At 57.1% G+C, this 16,392-nt stretch carries 18 protein-coding genes; 12 read left to right on the top strand and 6 right to left on the bottom strand.

What is annotated here, in order from left to right; genetic code table 11:
* Nucleotides 1-73 precede the first annotated feature (73 nt).
* The 3 genes from icd to sS8_RS10665 all read right to left on the bottom strand — a co-directional run bounded on the left by icd (nucleotide 74) and on the right by sS8_RS10665 (nucleotide 3,563).
* The gene (gene icd, locus sS8_RS10655) at nucleotides 74-1,318 is read right to left on the bottom strand and encodes an isocitrate dehydrogenase (NADP(+)) (RefSeq protein ID WP_119629628.1); all 1,245 of its coding nucleotides are present in this window, start codon (nucleotides 1,316-1,318) and stop codon (nucleotides 74-76) included.
* Between the two features lie 176 nt (nucleotides 1,319-1,494).
* Nucleotides 1,495-3,072, bottom strand: a complete 1,578-nt coding sequence (gshA, locus tag sS8_RS10660; RefSeq protein ID WP_119629629.1) for a glutamate--cysteine ligase — start codon at nucleotides 3,070-3,072, stop codon at nucleotides 1,495-1,497.
* Between the two features lie 161 nt (nucleotides 3,073-3,233).
* Nucleotides 3,234-3,563, bottom strand: coding sequence for a DUF2782 domain-containing protein (locus tag sS8_RS10665; RefSeq protein ID WP_119629630.1), 330 nt, complete (start codon nucleotides 3,561-3,563; stop codon nucleotides 3,234-3,236).
* Nucleotides 3,564-3,857: 294 nt separating this feature from the next.
* Here sS8_RS10665 and sS8_RS10670 point away from each other — a divergent pair, with 294 nt between their 5' ends.
* From sS8_RS10670 to pqqE, 7 genes are all read left to right on the top strand, one after another.
* Nucleotides 3,858-4,466 carry a TetR/AcrR family transcriptional regulator gene (locus sS8_RS10670; protein ID WP_119629631.1) on the top strand — a complete coding sequence of 203 codons (609 nt, stop codon included), beginning with the start codon at nucleotides 3,858-3,860 and terminating at the stop codon, nucleotides 4,464-4,466.
* A 44-nt stretch (nucleotides 4,467-4,510) separates the two neighbouring features.
* Nucleotides 4,511-5,260, top strand: coding sequence for a HesA/MoeB/ThiF family protein (locus sS8_RS10675; protein ID WP_119632717.1), 750 nt, complete (start codon nucleotides 4,511-4,513; stop codon nucleotides 5,258-5,260).
* A gap of 147 nt (nucleotides 5,261-5,407) precedes the next feature.
* Nucleotides 5,408-5,482 (top strand): pyrroloquinoline quinone precursor peptide PqqA, encoded by a 75-nt coding sequence (pqqA, locus tag sS8_RS10680; RefSeq protein WP_119632718.1) that lies wholly within the window; start codon nucleotides 5,408-5,410, stop codon nucleotides 5,480-5,482.
* A gap of 101 nt (nucleotides 5,483-5,583) precedes the next feature.
* Entirely contained in the window at nucleotides 5,584-6,498 is a 915-nt protein-coding gene (pqqB, locus tag sS8_RS10685) for a pyrroloquinoline quinone biosynthesis protein PqqB (protein WP_119629632.1), read from the top strand.
* Nucleotides 6,499-6,506: 8 nt separating this feature from the next.
* Nucleotides 6,507-7,232 carry a pyrroloquinoline-quinone synthase PqqC gene (gene pqqC / locus sS8_RS10690; RefSeq protein WP_119629633.1) on the top strand — a complete coding sequence of 242 codons (726 nt, stop codon included), beginning with the start codon at nucleotides 6,507-6,509 and terminating at the stop codon, nucleotides 7,230-7,232.
* A 158-nt stretch (nucleotides 7,233-7,390) separates the two neighbouring features.
* Entirely contained in the window at nucleotides 7,391-7,672 is a 282-nt protein-coding gene (pqqD, locus tag sS8_RS10695) for a pyrroloquinoline quinone biosynthesis peptide chaperone PqqD (RefSeq protein ID WP_119629634.1), read from the top strand.
* A complete protein-coding gene (pqqE, locus tag sS8_RS10700) occupies nucleotides 7,641-8,771 on the top strand; it encodes a pyrroloquinoline quinone biosynthesis protein PqqE (RefSeq protein ID WP_119629635.1) in 1,131 nt (376 codons plus the stop codon). Before pqqD ends, pqqE begins: the two co-directional genes overlap by 32 nt.
* A 441-nt stretch (nucleotides 8,772-9,212) precedes the next feature.
* Here the strand turns inward: pqqE and sS8_RS10705 are convergent, their stop codons facing one another.
* The 3 genes from sS8_RS10705 to sS8_RS10715 form a co-directional block, all read right to left on the bottom strand.
* Complete coding sequence (locus sS8_RS10705) at nucleotides 9,213-9,797, bottom strand: UbiX family flavin prenyltransferase (RefSeq protein ID WP_119629636.1); 585 nt, start codon at nucleotides 9,795-9,797, stop codon at nucleotides 9,213-9,215.
* Entirely contained in the window at nucleotides 9,794-10,744 is a 951-nt protein-coding gene (gene pip / locus sS8_RS10710; RefSeq protein WP_119629637.1) for a prolyl aminopeptidase, read from the bottom strand. The genes sS8_RS10705 and pip overlap by 4 nt, the downstream gene beginning before the upstream one ends.
* Nucleotides 10,745-10,999: 255 nt before the next feature.
* Nucleotides 11,000-11,869: a hypothetical protein gene (locus sS8_RS10715; protein WP_119629638.1), complete on the bottom strand. Its 870-nt coding sequence runs from the start codon at nucleotides 11,867-11,869 to the stop codon at nucleotides 11,000-11,002.
* Nucleotides 11,870-12,302: 433 nt separating this feature from the next.
* Here sS8_RS10715 and sS8_RS10720 point away from each other — a divergent pair, with 433 nt between their 5' ends.
* From sS8_RS10720 to dtd, 5 genes are all read left to right on the top strand, one after another.
* Nucleotides 12,303-13,268, top strand: a complete 966-nt coding sequence (locus sS8_RS10720; protein WP_119629639.1) for an HpcH/HpaI aldolase/citrate lyase family protein — start codon at nucleotides 12,303-12,305, stop codon at nucleotides 13,266-13,268.
* Between the two features lie 108 nt (nucleotides 13,269-13,376).
* Complete coding sequence (gene sucC, locus sS8_RS10725) at nucleotides 13,377-14,546, top strand: ADP-forming succinate--CoA ligase subunit beta (protein ID WP_119629640.1); 1,170 nt, start codon at nucleotides 13,377-13,379, stop codon at nucleotides 14,544-14,546.
* Between the two features lie 6 nt (nucleotides 14,547-14,552).
* On the top strand, nucleotides 14,553-15,443 hold the full coding sequence (gene sucD / locus sS8_RS10730; RefSeq protein WP_119629641.1) for a succinate--CoA ligase subunit alpha: 891 nt from the start codon (nucleotides 14,553-14,555) through the stop codon (nucleotides 15,441-15,443).
* Nucleotides 15,444-15,574: 131 nt separating this feature from the next.
* Nucleotides 15,575-15,889 carry a rhodanese-like domain-containing protein gene (locus sS8_RS10735; protein WP_119629642.1) on the top strand — a complete coding sequence of 105 codons (315 nt, stop codon included), beginning with the start codon at nucleotides 15,575-15,577 and terminating at the stop codon, nucleotides 15,887-15,889.
* Between the two features lie 2 nt (nucleotides 15,890-15,891).
* On the top strand, nucleotides 15,892-16,359 hold the full coding sequence (gene dtd / locus sS8_RS10740; protein WP_119629643.1) for a D-aminoacyl-tRNA deacylase: 468 nt from the start codon (nucleotides 15,892-15,894) through the stop codon (nucleotides 16,357-16,359).
* Nucleotides 16,360-16,392 lie beyond the last annotated feature (33 nt).

Below are 16,392 nucleotides of genomic sequence, written 5' to 3' on the forward strand. Positions count from 1 at the left end.
CGGGCTGTTGTGAAACAGCCGGGATGTACATGAGCAGGGTGCTCAACCGCCCTGCTTTTTTTGCGGCCGACGCTCAGGCCATTACAGCGATCAGCGCATCGGCGAACTCGCTGGTTCTGACCTCTTTGGCACCTTCCATCTGCCGGGCAAAGTCGTAAGTGACGATCTTCCGGCCGACAACGGCGCCATAAGCGTTTTTTACCGTTTCTGCAGCCTCGTGCCACCCCAGGTATTCGAGCAACATCGCCCCGCTGAACAGCAATGATCCAGGATTAGCCTTGTCCTGCCCCGCATATTTGGGCGCTGACCCATGTGTCGCCTCGAACACGGCGATAAAATCGCCAATGTTGCCTCCGGGCGCGATGCCCACACCGCCCACTTCCGCTGCGACCGCATCCGACAGATAGTCGCCGTTCAGGTTGAGGGTTGCGATGACATCGAATTCTTTGGGACGGAGCAGCATCTGCTGGAACATGATGTCCGCGATGCGATCCTTGATGACGATCTTGCCCTCCGGCGGTTTGCCGGCGTGGAGATTGATCAAGTCCTCTTCGCTGAGGGTCTGCTCCGGGAATTCCGTGCGCGCGAGTTCATATCCCCAGTTGCGAAACGCGCCCTCGGTGAATTTCATGATATTGCCTTTGTGCACCAGGGTAACGCTCCTGCGCCGGTGCTCGAGCGCATAACGGATGGCCTTTCGAATCAGCCGCTTGCTTCCGAATTCGCTCACCGGCTTCACGCCCAGGGCACTGCCTTCGCGGAAATCGGCCTTGAGCGTCTGTTTCAGAAACTGCTCGAGTTGAAAGGCTTCGGGCGACCCCGCCGAATACTCGATACCCGCGTAAACATCCTCGGTATTTTCCCGAAAGATCACTACGTCCACTGCCTCGGGACGCAGCAGAGGCGACGGTACTCCCGGAAAATGACGAACCGGCCGGACACAGGCGTAGAGATCGAGCGTTTGCCGCAAAGCCACGTTGATCGACCGCATTCCGCCGCCGACAGGGGTGGTCAAAGGGCCTTTGATGGATACGACGAGGTCTTTGAGTGCGTCTACCGCTTCGTCGGGAAAAGCGTTGCCGTAGAGGGCGGCAGCCTTTTCCCCCAGAAAGAGTTCACACCAATGAATCCTGCGCGACCTGCCGTACGCTTTGGCGACCGCGGCATCCCAGACCCGGAGACACGCGCGCATGATATCCGGACCGATGCCATCGCCTTCGGCATAACCGATGACGGGTTCCCGAGGAACATGCAGCTTGCCGTCGCGAATCCCGATCTTTTCGCCGCCGGCCGGGAGCCGAATATGCTGATAAACCATGACAACCTCCGCCAGGTACCTTACGAATCGGATTTCGGCCGACGCCGAAAATCCGAAGGACGAGATGCCGGTTGGAACGGACGCTGGTACTTTAAAGCCTATCCGGACAGGCTTTCAAAAACCCTCCGAGCAAACCGAGCGAGCGGCCTGTCGAGATAGGTTTTGAATGTATCTCTTTAAGCTTGGGCAAAATAGCGCTGTAAAAATTCGTCGAAAGGAAGCTTGTCGTCGGCTTCAATGCGCATCTGCTCCTCAAGGGATTCCTCCGTCAACCGGCGAAGAAACTCGGATCGCTCGGCCGACAGGAAACGGTCACGCAATGCCCGCGCATGTTCGCTCGATATCCGCAGCGCATACTCATCGAAAGATTCACGGTTCGCCCTCATCTCGGCGAGCATCCGGGCCGAGGGCGTCAGCGCCGGATCGGAAAACAAAGCAGTTTGCTGCTCGAGAATGCCGGTATAAGGTCTGGACCGGTCTCCAGCATCCAGAATTTCGGCTATGCCTCGCATGGCGTCCAGAATTTCCTCGGCCCAGTCCTTCAACGGAACCTCTCGGCCGCTCCGCAAGAGCCTGAACCCGGGCATACGGCCGCAACAGGCCACCGCAAGGCCGTTCTGACCGGCTTCCGCCTTTTCCGCGGAAGCGATCGGGGGACTCGGCTCCAAAAGACAGAAAAGTAGAAAGATCTCCAGGAAACGTAGCTGCTCCAGGCTTACTCCGGCAGAACCGAAACATCCCAGATCCAGCGATCTGAGCTCCAGATAACGCACTCCGCGGCGCTTGAGGGCGAGCGTGGGTTTCTCGCCGGACTCCGCGATCTGTTTGGGACGGACGACGCTGTAATACTCGTTTTCGATTTGCAGGATATTGCTGTTCAGCTGACGGTAGTCTCCATCCACCTTGACCCCGATCTCGCGGTAAAGTGGATACGGCGTCGCTATGGCCCCGCCTAGGCTCGCAACATAATCGTCGAGGCTATTGAATGAAATCTCCAGCCTTGCCTGACTATCATTCTTGTATCCGATGTCGCTCATGCGCAGCGAGGTCGCATAAGGACGGAAAAGCGTTCGGGCGTCGAATTCCGAGAATCTCGACGCAAGATATTCGCGCCCGGCAAAAAACGATTTGCCGAAAGCCGGGGATGCGCCGAACAAATAAATCGTCAGCCATCCGTAGCGATGGACATTGCGCACGATGCCGAAATAGTTTTCCGAAATGAAGCCGGACAAGGATTCGCCGCCGCCCTCCAGCTCCCGCAAGACCGGCCACAAGGCTTCGTTGACGGAATAATTGAAATGAACGCCGGCGATGGCCTGCATCATTCGTCCGTAGCGATAGGCGAGTCCGCGCCGGTAGATGTGTTTCATCCGGCCGATATTGGAGGTTCCGTATTCCGCGATGGGAATGCTTTCGTCGCCGGCGACGCCGCAGGGCATGGAAGTCGCGAGTAAAATCTCGTCCCCGACGTTACGGTACACGAAGGTATGCAGGTCTTTAAGAAACCGCAGCGTTTCCGCGGGATCGGCATAAGGCGGCGTAATCAGCTCGATCAGTGCCTCGGAATAATCCGTGGTGATATAGGGGTGGGTCAGCGCCGATCCTACGCCGATCGGATGCGGCGTATGCGCGATAATACCGTCGGACGTTAGCCGGAGGCTTTCTTTCTCCAGCCCTTTCAGCCCGTCCCTCAGCAAATGTTGCTGGCCGGCATGAATAAGCTGGTTAAGCCGGGAGTCTGTGCGTTGGCTCAAGCGCGAATTATCCTTGGTGTTGTTCTTGAAGGCGGGATGACTTGTGAAACCGCGGGATGGAAATCCCGATTCGACGCGCTACAAAACCGCCGAACCGGTTTTCATTCTATCAGAGAAGGCCAATTAGCCTGTACAGTTAAGTAGCTCGACTTCAGTGTCATTCACCAACTGAACAGTACCCATTGAGGAATCCGGATGTCATCCTCCAGATCGCTGCGCCGCACGTCCATATTGCCGTCGCCGTCGGTGTCCACGAGATAATAGGGCGGCCCGACGGCCGGCTTGATCCTGACCATGTAAAGCCGATTGTTGATACGGTATTCTTCGATAGTATCCTTACCCCGACGGATAATCGTTACATCCGGCTCCAAGGGTTCGCCGCTCTCGACCTGTGGCGGAATATCCGGTGGCTCGGGCACCGGAGCGAGTTCTTGCTGAGCCTGGACGGAGGCCGCCGCAATCAAAAGACATACGAAAAGTTTCCGTGACATGGTGAAGCCTGCAAAAAGGACTGGGTTTCAAAGTTCGCCAATGATAGTACAGATCCCATCGAGAAATCCGATTTCGTGGACGTACGTATTGAAGACGACTGAATTACCGAATTCGCTTGTCCGCACACGGGTCGGACATTATCTGGTAGACCGCATCCCCGCGGGGATTATCCTACCCCTCGGATTGCCCTCGAGCCGCCTGAAGCGAGACGGGGATGACACCTCGGCTATCCGTTTTTTGAAAAAAACCAGCACCGAAACTCCAAATTTCCGAGATCGCAAACCGATATCGCCATGGCCAGACGAAGTGACCATAGCCGCGATGAAATGCGCGCGATGGCTTTAGAAGCAGCCGAAACGATCGTCGCGCGTGAAGGCGCGGCAGGCCTCAGTACGCGCAAGATCGCCAACGAAATCGGCTACACCGTCGGTAGCCTTTACTTGATTTTCGAGAACTTGGACGACTTGATTTTTCAGGTGAACGCCCGAACCTTGGACGAATTGGCACTCGAACTCGATCGGGCGAGGGCTCGGAAAAGCGAAACCGATGCCGTTCTGGTCGAACTCGGCCTTACCTATCTTCGCTTTGCCGCTTCGCACCGTGGACGCTGGGATCTGATCTTCGGGCACGGCTCCCCGGCGAAGACCGCAATGCCCGACTGGTACCGCGGCCGCATCCCGGTCTTGTTCGACCGAGTCGAAAAAATACTCTCCGAGCTCGCTCCGGCACGGAAACCGGAGGAAGTCGCGCTGGCCGCTCGCGCACTCTGGGGCGGCGTGCACGGGATCTGCACCCTGGCGCTTACCGACCGCCTGAACATCACCGGTCTTCCGGATGCCGAGAAACTGACGGTTTCGCTGATGGAGAATTTTTTGTCGGGCTGGATGCGGCAGAATTATTGACGGTAAACTGTCTTGTTTTCCGAACGGGCATCAACACCAAACTGATGGATGATAATCAACTCTTACGTTACAGCAGACAGATTCTGCTTCCCCAGATCGATGTCGAGGGGCAGGACAAGCTGCTCGATTCCCGTGCATTGATTATCGGCCTCGGCGGGCTGGGCTCGCCCGCAGCCATGTACCTCGCTGCCGCAGGCGTCGGCAGCCTCGTCCTGAACGATTACGATACCGTGGAATTATCCAATCTTCAGCGGCAGATCGCGCACTTCACGGATCATATCGGAGAACCCAAAGCCATTTCCGCAGCCAAGACTCTGGGACGCCTAAACCCCGATGTCCGCATCACGGCACTCACGGCCCGCCTGGAAGGAACGCAGTTGGAACGGGAAATCGCGAGCGCCGATGTCGTACTGGATTGCTCCGACAACTTCGCCACCCGGTTCGCCATCAACAGGGCTTGCGTAAAAACGCGAACTCCGTTGGTGTCCGGGGCGGTGATCCGCTTCGAGGGACAGTTGGCTGTATTCACGCCGGGTAACGGAAACAACCCCTGTTACAACTGTCTGTACGCCGATCAGGGCGAACTCGCGGAAAGCTGCGTGCAAAGCGGCGTGTTGGCTCCTTTGCCGGGAATCATCGGTAGCCTTCAGGCTCTGGAGGCCATTAAAGTGCTTTCCGGCCTGGGCGAGACGCTGAAGGGCCGGCTACTTCTGCTCGACGCACTGAGCATGGAATGGAATCAGATGACTCTGAAGAGAAACCCTGAGTGTCCGACTTGCGGGGAATCGGCTTGAACCGCCCCTTCGATAGCCGCTGATTTCCCCCGGCAACCGGGAATATCTCCCGTTGCTTTCGTAGATGCTGATACGTATACTTTGCGGCGAGCTTTTAAAGCCATTTAAACTAAAGCTACAAATCCGTTTTTTTGGAGGATATCCGAAATGAGATGGGAAAAACCGAACTACAACGACCTGCGTTTTGGCTTCGAAGTCACGATGTACATCTACAACCGCTAATCCGCCGGTTGAATCCCTGAACGGGGCTCCACAGCAATGTAGGGCCCCGTTTTTCGTTTTGAAGGCTCCTCCGAAAGCTCCTTTGCTTAGCAACCACCGAAATGAAAGTCCGAGTGTTGGGCGCCGGCGCGGGCGGCGGGTTCCCGCAGTGGAACTGTAACTGCCATAACTGCTCCAGGCTTCGCCGGGGCGAAGTCAAGACCAGATCGCGCACTCAATCGTCGATTGCCGTCAGCAGCGACAACGAAAATTGGGTGCTTTTCAACGCTTCCCCCGATATCCGAACCCAATTGGAGGCGTTTCCGGCCATCCACCCGAGACACGGCATCCGCGACAGCGGGATCAAAGCCATCATCCTGATCGACAGCCAGATCGATCACACGACGGGTCTGTTGATGTTGCGCGAGTCCACGCGGCCTCTCGAAATCTATTGCAGCGAAATGGTGAAACAGGACCTCTCGACCGGATTTCCGGTATTCAAAATGCTGGAGCACTATTGCGGCGTCAATCATCATGCCACGCCCCTGGACGGCAGCGCTTTCACCATTCCCGAAATTCCCGACCTGAAGTTCCATACCCACTCGCTTAAAAGCAAGGCTCCGCCTTATTCGCCTCATCGACACGATCCCCACGAAGGAGACAATATCGGCGTCATCGTCGAGCAGATTTCCTCGGGCAAGAAACTTTATTACGCACCGGGACTCGGAGAGATAGAACCTCACGTTTCCGAGGCCATGCGACAGGTGGATTGTCTATTGGTCGATGGAACGTTTTGGCAAGAAGACGAAATGGGCCGCGCCGGTATTTGCGACAAACTGGCCCGAGATATGGGACATCTCCCGCAATCGGGTCCTGATGGCATGATCGAGGTGCTGAAAAATGTGTCGAGAGCACGGAAGTTTTTGATTCATATCAATAATACCAATCCGATCCTGGACGAAGATTCGCCGGAGCGAAAAGCGCTTACCGCAGCGGGCATCGACGTTGCCCACGACGGCCTGGAAATCGACCTGTGAGAGACACCATGAGCGAGCCTACACCCTGGACTCGAGAAGAATTCGAAGCCCAATTACGTGCAAAAGAAGCGTATTACCACATCAACCACCCCTACCATGTGCTCATGGCTGACGGCAAGCTCAGCAAGGAGCAGATTCAGGGGTGGGTTGCGAACCGCTTCTACTATCAAATCAAGATTCCGGTCAAGGATTCGGCCATTCTGGCCAACTGCCCAGACCGCGAAACCCGTCGCCAGTGGATTCAGCGCATACACGACCACGATGGCTGGGGCGAGGATGCCGGCGGCATAGAAGCCTGGACTCGCCTCGGCGTGGCTGTCGGAATTCCCCGCGACGAGCTCTGGTCGCTGAAGCATGTGTTGCCCGGCGTGCGTTTCGCGGTAGACGCTTACGTCAATTTCGCCCGCCGGGCCTCCTGGCAGGAAGCCGCCTGTTCGTCGCTGACCGAGCTGTTCGCGCCCACGATACACAAGCAGCGCTTGTCCGGCTGGCCCGATCTCTATCCGTGGATTGACCAAGAAGGGCTGGCCTATTTCCGGAAACGGGTTAGCCAGGCCAGCCGCGACGTGGAACACGGTCTCGCCATCACGCTGGATTATTTCAAGACCCGCGAACAACAGGAGCGTGCGCTGGAGATCCTGCAATTCAAGCTGGACATCCTGTGGAGTATGCTGGACGCGATGTACCTGGCTTACATCGAAAACATGCCGCCGTACTTCAACATCAAGGCGTAGACGCTCGCGGGCGAGCAGCAATCGTTAGCGCGCCTCATTCATTACCGCCACCCCTCTCTCAACGGGAGGGAGGCGTGGCGGCGACTCGTCCGCCCGCGAAGTTCGCGGGCGCAAAGACATACGAAAGAAAGATAGCCACTGCCTTGGTGTAACGCAACATGCCCTTAGACCCCAAAAATCGATTCACCTTCTCGCCTCTGCATCGACTGCAATGGGAGGAAGCTCAGCAGCGTTATGTGATCCTCTATCCGGAAGGTTTGGTGGAGTTGAACACGCCCGCAGCCGAAATCCTCAAGCTATGCGACGGTACGCGAGATTTGGACGAAATTGTTTCGGAACTTGAGATAAAATTCGAAACGACCGGTCTAAGGGACGATATTTCCGAACTCCTGCAATCAGCCTTAGATAATGGTTGGATCAGACAAACTCCCCGTCAGTAGTCCGCGCTGGCTGCTGGCCGAACTCACCTATGCCTGTCCGCTGCAGTGTCCCTACTGCTCCAATCCGGTGGACTTCGCCAAACATGCGGACGAACTCGATACCCAGGACTGGCTCAGAGTATTTTCCGAGGCCCGCGCCATGGGAGCCGTACAGCTCGGCTTGTCGGGCGGCGAACCGCTGATCCGCCAAGACTTGCCGATCCTCGTTGGGCACGCCCGGGAACTAGGCTACTACGTCAACCTGATCACCTCCGGTTACAAGCTCGACGAAACCAGAATTGCCGAGCTCAAGGAAGCCGGGCTGGACCATATCCAAGTCAGTATTCAGGCGCCTGAAAAAACCCTGAATAACTTTCTGGCCGGTACCGATTCCTTCGAACAGAAGAAAGAGGTGGCACGCCTGGTCAAGAAACATGGCTATCCCATGGTGCTGTGCGTGGTAATCCATCGCGAGAATATCCACCTCATGCGCGAAATTCTCGACATGGCCGTCGAACTGGAAGCCGATTATCTTGAATTGGCAAATACTCAGTATTACGGCTGGGCGCATCTCAACCGCGACCGCCTGCTGCCGACCCGTGAACAATTCCGGGAGGCCGAGGCCATCGCCCAGGACTACAAGGAAAAGCTCAAGGGCAAAATGAAGATTTACTACGTCGTGCCGGACTACTACGAAGACCGGCCGAAGGCCTGCATGAACGGCTGGGGAACGACGTTTCTGACCATCGCACCGGACGGCCTCGCCCTGCCCTGCCACGAAGCCCGTTCGCTGCCCGGGCTTGACTGTCCCAACGTGCGCGACATGAGCATACGCGACATCTGGCTCCACTCGGATGCCTTCAACAGGTTTCGCGGCTACGATTGGATGAAGGAACCGTGCCGGTCTTGTCCGGAGAAGACCAAGGATTTCGGCGGCTGCCGCTGCCAGGCCTATCTTTTCACCGGCGACATGGCCGCCGCCGATCCGGTATGCAGCAAATCGCCCCACCGCAGCGCGGTATCGGAAGCGATCGCCAGCGCACGCTCGGCATTCGAAGCCAATGAACCAAAACCCTTGGTGTTCCGCAATGCCAAGAACTCCAAATCGCTGAGCGGCTGAACGCCGTTATCGATACAAAAAGCCGTGCATGCTACGAGGGTGAATCGGGCAGATCTTGCTTAATCTTGACGGGCTCGTTTACGCTTTTGGGGGATGTATCGCCAAACAAGTGAAGGACCTCGGGAACCCGCCCTTCGGGAACGATCGCGACTCAAGTCCTCGTAGGTCGGCAATCCTTTGCCGGCACCGCCGTCGGGCCGAGGATTTCGTCGGCAAAGAATTGCCGACCTTACTCGAGATTTCCCGTTGCTCAGATAGAAGATGCGCTGCAGGCCGTACTCCGCTTACGGACTTTCCCTTCGCCGGCTTAACGGCGGCTCTCCTGGGCCGACATTTCCGCATCCCGATTCGAGGATTCGGCACGAGCCTTCAAAACGCGAAATGGCTTGCTTCACCGACAAACATAGCGTTAGAGCTTTCCGTAGCCACGTATTTCGCAATTTAAGACTTGCCCAGCCCCTCCCATGGCTCAAACAGGGCTTCGGTTTCGATCCCGAACAGCTCGAGAATCCGTCCCACGGTCTCGTCGATTAGTTCCGCCAATGTTTTGGCCTTGCCGTAGAACGCCGGCAACGGAGGAAAAACGATCCCTCCCATTTCCGTGATAGCCGCCATATTGCGGATGTGAGCCAAATTCAAAGGCGTTTCCCGCGGCACCACGACCAATCGTCGGCGTTCTTTAAGGGCCACATCGGCTGCACGGGCAATTAAATTGTCGGAAAATCCGTGAGCCACGGCAGCCAATGTTTTCATCGAACACGGAGCAATGATCATGCCGCGGGTCTTGAATGCGCCGCTCGCGATACTGGCCCCGATATCGCCCACGTCGTGAACGACGTCGGCGAACGCACATACCTCGCTGCGCTTCATGCCCAGTTCATGGTGGATATTGAGCACGCCCGCCGAGGATACGATCAGGTGCGTTTCCCATCCCCCCATGTCGCGCAGCACCTGAAGCAAGCGTAGACCGTAAACCGCGCCGGTCGCACCGGTCATGGCAATAATCAAACGTTTATTTTCACTCATGAATCCAACCTCTCAGCCATCTCATCCGCTGCCGAAACCAGGGCGTCTATCATTTCCTCGCCAGCTGCGATATGGCCGGCGTTCGGCAGAACGCGAAGACCGGAATTCGGCAGGCGCCTGGAAAGACTGAAGGAAGATTCCACCGGACAAACCAGATCGCGACGGCCGTGGATTAAAATTACCGGCAAGCGACGAATCCTGCCACACTGTTCCAAAATGGCGTTTTCAGGGATGAAATACCCGTTGACGGCATAATGGAGTTCTATTCGAGCCTGATTGACGATCTCGGACGAAACATGCTCGGTCAATTCCGACGGCTCGAACTCGTTGCCGACGATAACCTGGCCACTCCATTGCGCCCAGACACGGGCGGCACGCCTTCGGGCCAACTCGTCATCCCCGGTCAGGCACGCGTACAGATAAGACAGAGGCCGATGCCGTTCAGGCTCGGGGATACTTTCCATAAATCGATCCCACTGTTCCGGGTAAATTCGGTCGGCGCCCGAGCCGACGAACCAGTCGATATCGCGTTGCCGTGCCAGGAACGCGGCTCTCAACACCAGCCCGGAAATCTTGGGCGGATGGCGCTGAGCGTAGACGAGACCCAGGGTTGCGCCCCAGGAACCTCCAAACACCAGCCAGCGTTCAATTTGAAGCGCATGGCGGATATATTCCAAATCCCGGATCAAATCGGCCGTGGTATTGCCGACGAGTTTTCCCTGGGGAAGCGAGCGCCCGGCACCGCGCTGATCGACGAGTACGACCCGATATTTTTCGGGATCGAAGAAGCGACGGTGGTAGGCCTTGCAACCGGAACCCGGTCCGCCGTGCAAGAACACGACGGGTAATCCGGAAGGATTGCCGCATTCTTCCACATGGATATGATGCCTATTCCGCTTGAATAGATGGATTGCGTAAGGTTCGATTTCGGGGTAAAGCGTTTTCATGGCGGGCTCAGGCCGGACAGAACCTTGGACCTGGCGTAACGAGACAATGGACCGACGGCGCTTTTATGGATTGGTCCAGAGCGTGGATAAAGCCAAGACGCGTTTTCGTAGAGGTTCAGTGCGATGTGCACAGGTGTTTCGATACGAATCATGCCGGACGATTCTACACCAGCGTCGCATCGTCGAACGGTTTTTCCCACAAGAGAAAAAAAGGGGGGACTGGAATCCCCCCCTTTTTATCGGCTCGGGAAAATATTAGAAGCCGAAACCGAGATAGGCGCCGGCGGTGAGGCCGTCGGTGTCTACGCCTTTGAGCACACCATTCTTGCTTTTAATGTCCAAGTCATCTCCCGTGAAGTGATAACGGAAATCGAGACCCGCCCACAGATCACCCCAGATCTTATATTCGGCGCCGGCGCCCAGCATCAGGCCGGGGTTCAGAACGGTAACACCGCTGGAAGGCGGGCTGATGACGTGGATGCCGAGACCGAACGGAATGATCCACGGTCGGAAATTACCCATGTTGTTGAACTTGATTTTCGGAGCAGCGGTAAGCGTGAATTGGGTAATCTTGTTCTCAATTACCTCCCCCCCGGTAAAGGCGTCAACCAGGAAATTTTCTCCGGTGCCGAAATTCTTGTATTCGAACATCACTTCGCCGTCGAGCGAGGCGATATCCGTCAGGCCCCAGAAATCGTCGGTCAACTCGTGGTCGAAACCGGCGCCGACATACCAACCGTCGTTGTCATTCTCGTCCGCGTTCCAAACCAGCGTTTCCAAACCTTTGTAACCACGGCCATGCTCCATCTTGGCATAACCGCCGCGGAAGAAGAGCAGATCGCGATGCTCTTTCTCACCCTTATCCGCTTCGGCAAGCTGTCTATCTACCTTCTCCTGCTGCGCCTCCATTTTCTCAACATTCTCTCTGGATTCGGAGCGAGCTCTCGCCAATTCCGAGCGTAGAGCACGCATCTCGTCTTCCATCATCTGCAAACGTCTCTCGATATCGGCCTGAGCGGACGTACCCTTGTAGTGGCTTTCCGCCATGGCCTGCTGCGGCACCAATCCGGCTACCGCAACGGCAGCCGTAACTACTGCGGCCATACCAGTCGAATTCTTGATCATTCTTATTCCCCCTCGTGCAAGTTGAACCTAACTCAGTTGCATGCCAGCAACAAAAAGTTGCATGTCGGCGCGATCCTAACAAAAAAAGCCCCATACAACAATTAGTCTATTTCATTATTTTTGCCATCGCCGGATATTTGTACCGTTGATTTTTCCGACACTAGCGGAAAGATAAAGCCTTGCGGTTATAATGGCGAGTTATGCTGTCAGACAGCTTGTGGGGCCAAGACTCGGGCGATTGCTGTACGATTCGGCAATGACTATGAGGACGGTTGCGCGAATCTCGAGCCAATGCCCGGCCCTCCCTTGCTTCTTGCCCGCGGCGAATCAATCCAAAAGGGAATTCACGACATTGCCTGTGTTAATCGGGATTTGGCGAATATTCGCACGAATGCAACATTCACTGTCCAGAAAATAACTACAGAGACACGACATGGCCGTAAAGAATCGATTACACCGTAGTGAGTTGGCTGTTCCCGGAAGCAATAAGCGGATGCTGGAAAAAGCGCCCGATTCCGGCGCCGACGTGGTCTTTCTCGACCTGGAGGACGCCGTCGCCCCGGACGACAAAGAGCAGGCGCGCGCCAACATCATCGAGGCCTTGAAGACCCACGATTGGTCGAAATGCGCCGTTTCCATCCGAATCAACGGACTCGATACCCATTACGCCTACCGTGATCTCGTGGAAGTGGTCGAAGCCTGCGGCGACAAGCTCGACACCATCCTGATCCCCAAGGTGGGCAGCGCGGCGGATGTCTATTTCGTCGCCACCCTGCTGTCCCAAATCGAAGCCTACAAAAGTTTCAAGGCCATCAACATCCACGTGCTGATCGAGACCGCGATGGGGATGGCCAACGTGGAAGAAATTGCACAGAGTTGCCCGGAGCGCATGGAGGCCATGGTGTTCGGCGTGGCCGACTACGCCGCCTCGGTTCGTGCCCGCACCACGCAGATCGGCGGAGCCAATCCGGACTACGGTATGCTGACCGACCCCGACGAAAACGGCCAGCGCTATTTCCATTGGGGCGACCAATGGCATTTCGGCATCTCCCGCATGGTTGCCGCCTGCCGAGCCTACGGATTGCGTCCCATCGACGGCCCGTTCGGCGATTTCGGCGACCCCGAGGGCTATAAAGTCGCGGCGCGCCGCGCCGCGGCTCTCGGCTGTGAGGGCAAATGGGCAATCCACCCGTCGCAAGTCGCTTTGGCGAACGAAATTTTCACGCCCACGGAAAAGGAAGTGAATCGAGCTCGGCGAATTTTGGTAGAAATGGAAAACGCGGCGAAGGAAGGCAAGGGGGCCGTTTCCCTGGATGGTCGCCTAATAGACGCTGCGTCGATCCGCATGGCTGAAAATGTGGTCAGACAGATCGAACAAATCGAAGCCCGAAAGTCGTGAGGAATTTCCGTCAGGCGGGTTATCGAGACGTAACCCGACATTCCTATCGTCGGGCCGCGGCCTGCCGGCCGAACCCGACCTATATCATTGAAAAGAGGAAAGTCATCAGTGAATATCCATGAATATCAAGCAAAGGAACTGCTGAAATCATACGGTGTGCCGGTTCCGGTTGGCGGCGTTGCCTATTCCGATCAGCAGGCGGCGCAAGTAGCCGAGGAAATCGGCGGAAACAAATGGGTCGTCAAGGCACAGATTCACGCCGGCGGACGCGGCAAGGCGGGCGGCGTAAAAGTCGCCGATTCCATCGAAGAGGTACAAAAAATCGCCGATGCCATGATCGGCACCCACCTGGTCACCCATCAAACCGGCCCCGAAGGTTCCATCGTTCAGCGCGTCTGGATAGAACACGCCAGCGACATCAAGAAGGAATTCTATCTGGGCTTCGTCATCGACCGCGGCTCCCAGCGCATTACGATTATTGCATCGAGCGAAGGCGGCATGGAGATCGAGGAGGTTGCCGAGGCGACTCCGGAAAAGATCGTCAAGGAAGTTATAGACCCGGCCATCGGTCTTCTGGACTTTCAATGCCGTAAGGTAGCCACTGCGATCGGCCTAAAGGGCAAGCTGATGCCGCAGGCGGTTAAGCTGATGAAGGCCCTCTATCGCTGCATGCGGGACCGGGACGCCCTGCAGGCGGAAATCAATCCGCTGGCCGTGGTCGGCAACGGCGACGACAAGCTGATAGTGCTGGATGCCAAGTTCAGCTTCGACGACAATGCCCTCTATCGGCAGAAAGCCGTCACTGAAATGCGCGACCTGGCCGAGGAAGATCCGAAAGAAGTCGAAGCCTCCGGCCACGGCCTCAACTACATCGCCCTCGACGGCAATATCGGCTGCATCGTCAACGGTGCCGGCCTTGCCATGGCCTCGCTCGATGCCATTACCCTGCATGGCGGACGTCCCGCCAACTTTCTCGACGTGGGCGGCGGCGCCTCTCCCGAAAAAGTCACGAACGCTTGCCGCATCGTGCTGGAAGACCCCAACGTCACGTGCATTCTGGTGAACATTTTCGCCGGCATCAACCGTTGCGACTGGATCGCCAAAGGCTTGATCCAGGCCTGTAACAGCCTCCAAATCCAGGTACCCCTGATCGTGCGACTGGCAGGCACCAACGTCGAAGAAGGCCGCAGGATCCTGGCGGACTCCGGCCTCTCGTTCATTACTGCCGAAAATTTGGACGACGCGGCAGCCAAAGCGGTCGAATCGGTGAGAGGGTAAGCATCCATGAGCGTATTCGTTAACAAGAACTCCAGGGTCATCTTCCAAGGCTTCACCGGCGAGCACGCCACCTTCCACGCCGAGGACGCGATGAAAATCGGCACCAATGTCGTCGGCGGCGTTACACCCGGCAAGGGCGGCACTACTCATCTGGGACTGCCGGTATTCGACACCGTGGCCGAGGCCGTGGCCGCCACCGGCGCCGATGTTTCCGCCGTCTTCGTGCCCCCGCCGTTCAGCGCCGATGCCCTGATGGAAGCCATCGATGCCGGGATCAAAGTCGCGGTGACCATCGCCGACGGCGTTCCGGTGCACGACATGATCCGCCTGCAGCGCTACCGCACCGGCAAGGATGCGATCATCGTCGGCCCCAATACTCCGGGCATCATAACGCCGGACGAATGCAAGGTCGGCATCATGCCCTCGCACATCTACAGGAAGGGTAATGTCGGCATCGTCTCCCGCTCGGGAACGCTCAATTACGAAGCCACCGAACAAATGGCCGCCCTCGGGCTGGGCATCAGCACCTCGGTGGGCATCGGCGGCGATCCCATCAACGGCACCGACTTCATGACCGTGCTGCGCGCCTTCGAAGCCGACCCCGAAACCGAAATCGTGGTCATGATCGGCGAAATCGGCGGCCCCCAGGAAGTGGCGGCAGCTCGCTGGGCCAAGGACACCATGAAAAAGCCCGTGGTCGGCTTCGTTGCCGGGCTCGCAGCTCCCAGCGGCCGGCGGATGGGGCATGCCGGCGCCATCATTTCGAACGAAGACGATACGGCCATCGCCAAGATGGATGCCATGGAAGCCTTGGGGCTTTATGTATCCCGAAACCCCGCCCACATCGGTCAGACCGTCGCGCGGGCAATGAAGGAAAACGGCATCGCCATCAAATAATCGGGTTACGATAGAGCGGGCTCGTCGGCAAAGGACTGCCGGCCTACGCGACCAGGGTGCGGAGGGACAGGAACCGTACCGGTCCACCGTTCCCGCGTCAGCGGTTTTTTTCATAACCAACGGATACCATCATGCGCGATATGTCGCCCCTGGAGCTGAACAGCTATCTCGAAACGGCCACCCCTCTCCTGCTGGACGTCCGCGAACCTCAGGAATACGCTCACTGCCATATCGAAGGCAGCGTCCATATTCCCATGAACGATATTGCCTCTCGGCTCGCCGAACTCGACCCGGATCAGGAAATCGTCGTCATTTGCCATCACGGCATCCGCAGCCGCATGGTCGGGGATTTTCTGGAGCGCCAAGGGTTTGCCGATATCGTCAATCTGCGCGGCGGCATCGACGCCTGGGCCAGGGAAGTCGCACCCGAAATGCCCCGATATTGATCGTGATTGCCCTCATACAGCGGGTCACCCAGGCCGAAGTGACCGTAGCCGGAGAAAGCGTCGGAAAAATCGGCCACGGAATTCTCGCCTTGATCGCGGTAGAACGGGGCGATACGGAAGCCCAAGCGGAGCGATTGGCCGAACGCCTCCTGGGCTACCGGATTTTCAGTGATGCCGAGGACAAGATGAACCTGAACCTCAAGGACGTGGATGGCGGAATCTTGCTGATCTCTCAGTTCACACTGGCTGCGGATACTCGCAAGGGAATGCGGCCGAGCTTCACCCCGGCCGCCGATCCCGATAGCGGAAAACGCTTGTTCGATTACTTGGCGGAAACGATACGGACAAGATACTCCCGCGTGGAAACCGGACGGTTCGGCGCCAATATGGCCGTGGCGTTGGTGAACGACGGTCCGGTGACTTTCATTTTGCGGGCGGCGCCGCCGGAAGAAACACAAAATCCTGTCTAGCACCGGCACGGGGATATCGGTGTCTGCGGACCT

Origin of the sequence: Methylocaldum marinum (assembly GCF_003584645.1) — a bacterium.
Taxonomy (GTDB): domain Bacteria; phylum Pseudomonadota; class Gammaproteobacteria; order Methylococcales; family Methylococcaceae; genus Methylocaldum; species Methylocaldum marinum.

What these genes read in the sequence shown, in the direction of transcription:
- icd (WP_119629628.1), bottom strand. Translation starts at nt 1,318, where the DNA reads ATGGTTTATCAGCATATTCGGCTCCCGGCCGGCGGCGAAAAGATCGGG.
- sS8_RS10665 (WP_119629630.1), bottom strand. Translation starts at nt 3,563, where the DNA reads ATGTCACGGAAACTTTTCGTATGTCTTTTGATTGCGGCGGCCTCCGTC.
- sS8_RS10670 (WP_119629631.1), top strand. Translation starts at nt 3,858, where the DNA reads ATGGCCAGACGAAGTGACCATAGCCGCGATGAAATGCGCGCGATGGCT.
- sS8_RS10675 (WP_119632717.1), top strand. Translation starts at nt 4,511, where the DNA reads ATGGATGATAATCAACTCTTACGTTACAGCAGACAGATTCTGCTTCCC.
- pqqB (WP_119629632.1), top strand. Translation starts at nt 5,584, where the DNA reads ATGAAAGTCCGAGTGTTGGGCGCCGGCGCGGGCGGCGGGTTCCCGCAG.
- pqqC (WP_119629633.1), top strand. Translation starts at nt 6,507, where the DNA reads ATGAGCGAGCCTACACCCTGGACTCGAGAAGAATTCGAAGCCCAATTA.
- pqqD (WP_119629634.1), top strand. Translation starts at nt 7,391, where the DNA reads ATGCCCTTAGACCCCAAAAATCGATTCACCTTCTCGCCTCTGCATCGA.
- pqqE (WP_119629635.1), top strand. Translation starts at nt 7,641, where the DNA reads ATGGTTGGATCAGACAAACTCCCCGTCAGTAGTCCGCGCTGGCTGCTG.
- sS8_RS10705 (WP_119629636.1), bottom strand. Translation starts at nt 9,797, where the DNA reads ATGAGTGAAAATAAACGTTTGATTATTGCCATGACCGGTGCGACCGGC.
- pip (WP_119629637.1), bottom strand. Translation starts at nt 10,744, where the DNA reads ATGAAAACGCTTTACCCCGAAATCGAACCTTACGCAATCCATCTATTC.
- sS8_RS10715 (WP_119629638.1), bottom strand. Translation starts at nt 11,869, where the DNA reads ATGATCAAGAATTCGACTGGTATGGCCGCAGTAGTTACGGCTGCCGTT.
- sS8_RS10720 (WP_119629639.1), top strand. Translation starts at nt 12,303, where the DNA reads ATGGCCGTAAAGAATCGATTACACCGTAGTGAGTTGGCTGTTCCCGGA.
- sucD (WP_119629641.1), top strand. Translation starts at nt 14,553, where the DNA reads ATGAGCGTATTCGTTAACAAGAACTCCAGGGTCATCTTCCAAGGCTTC.
- sS8_RS10735 (WP_119629642.1), top strand. Translation starts at nt 15,575, where the DNA reads ATGCGCGATATGTCGCCCCTGGAGCTGAACAGCTATCTCGAAACGGCC.